At 61.8% G+C, this 1,553-nt stretch carries 1 protein-coding gene; it reads left to right on the top strand.

The genetic code is table 11. The annotated features are described in order from the left end of the window. The first annotated feature begins 79 nt into the window (after positions 1-79). Positions 80-1,438: an IS1182 family transposase gene (locus tag AW06_RS16920; protein ID WP_034952523.1), complete on the top strand. Its 1,359-nt coding sequence runs from the start codon at positions 80-82 to the stop codon at positions 1,436-1,438. The last annotated feature ends 115 nt before the right edge of the window (positions 1,439-1,553 follow it).

Consider the following 1,553-nt stretch of genomic DNA (forward strand, 5'->3'; position numbering starts at 1 on the left):
CTAGCAGCCTGTCGGCCTTTGGGCCCGCTCGCCGCCAAATATGCTAAAATGATATGGATTAGCGCAACCGGGGTTCGGCATGTCCCAATTCATTGTCACCGACCGCAAGACAGACTACCTGCTGCCCCCGTCAGTTGACGATTGGCTGAGCCAAGATCACTTGGCCCGGTTCATCGTGGAGGTGGTGGACCAACTCGACCTGTCGAACCTGACCCGGCAGTACGCTGGGCGCGGATCGAAGGCGTACCATCCGGCGACCCTGCTGTCGATTATGGTCTATGGCTACAGCACGGGAATCTTCTCGAGCCGCAAGCTGGAGCGGGCGACCTACGACTCGGTGGCGTTTCGCTACATTGCGGCGGGCAGCCATCCGGATCACGACAGCTTGGCGACGTTCCGGAGGCGTTTTCTTGACGAACTGAGCGACCTGTTTGTACAGGTCCTGGAGATGGCCAAGGAAATGAAGCTGCTGAAGCTGGGGACCGTTTGTCTTGATGGGACGAAGATCGAAGCGAACGCTTCGAGGCACAGCGCGCTCTCGCATGGACACCTCGAAAAGCTGGAAGCGCAGCTCAAGGCCGAGGTACAGGAGCTCTTCGCCCTGGCGGAGCAGGCCGACCAGGCGGACGTTCCGGACGGGGTGAGCCTCCCCGAAGAAATCAAGCGTCGCGAAGACCGGCTAGCGGCGATGGCGGCGGCCAAGGGGAAGATTGCTGCTCGGGCCGAGGAGCGCTATCAGCGAGAGAAAGCCGAGTACGACGAGAAGATGGCCCGGCGTAAGGCCAAGGAAGAAGTCACGGGCAAGAAAACCGGCGGCAGGCCGCCGAAGGCGCCCAAGCCGGGAGCGCGGGACAGCGACCAGATCAACCTGACCGACGAAGAATCGCGGATCATGCCGGTGGCCGGTGGCGGCTTCGAACAGGCGTACAACGCGCAGGCTGGGGTTGATGCAGCGACGATGCTGGTCGTGGCGGTCGGCGTAACGCAAGCCCCCAATGACAAGGAGCAGGTCGAGCCGATGCTGGCGACGCTCAAGGCACAAGCCGAGGTTCTGGGGACTGTCGAAACGCTGATCGCCGACAGCGGCTTCTGCAGCGAGAAGAACGTCAACGCGTGCGCGGCGGCCGGCATTGATCCGGTGATCGCGCCGGCTCGCGACGAGCACCACCCGGACTGGCGGGAGCGACACAGCGAACCGGCAGCGCTGCCGGAGAACGCGACCCCCGTACAAGCCCTGTCGCATCGCTTGAAGACCCAAGCGGGGCGCGCCCTCTATGCCTTGCGCAAGCAAACCGTCGAGCCGGTCTTCGGCATCATCAAATCGGTCATGGGTTTTCGCCGGTTCTCGCTGCGGGGCTTGAAAAAGGTCACCGGAGAGTGGACGCTGGTTTGCTTGGCGTGGAACTTGAAGCGTATGGCCAAGTTGCGCCCACAGTAGGGAAAAACGGCAGAAAAACCTTGCGATAGGACTGAAAACCAACCCAATCCAGCACTTTCATTCCGTATCGTGAAGCTTGGCGGGGCTTCAGACGTCAAGTCCGACAAGCTGCTAG

Origin of the sequence: Candidatus Accumulibacter cognatus, from assembly GCF_000584975.1 — a bacterium.
GTDB lineage: Bacteria > Pseudomonadota > Gammaproteobacteria > Burkholderiales > Rhodocyclaceae > Accumulibacter > Accumulibacter cognatus.

Bases quoted from the DNA above. Each gene is read 5' to 3' on its own strand.
- AW06_RS16920 (WP_034952523.1), top strand. From the start codon at position 80: ATGTCCCAATTCATTGTCACCGACCGCAAGACAGACTACCTGCTGCCC.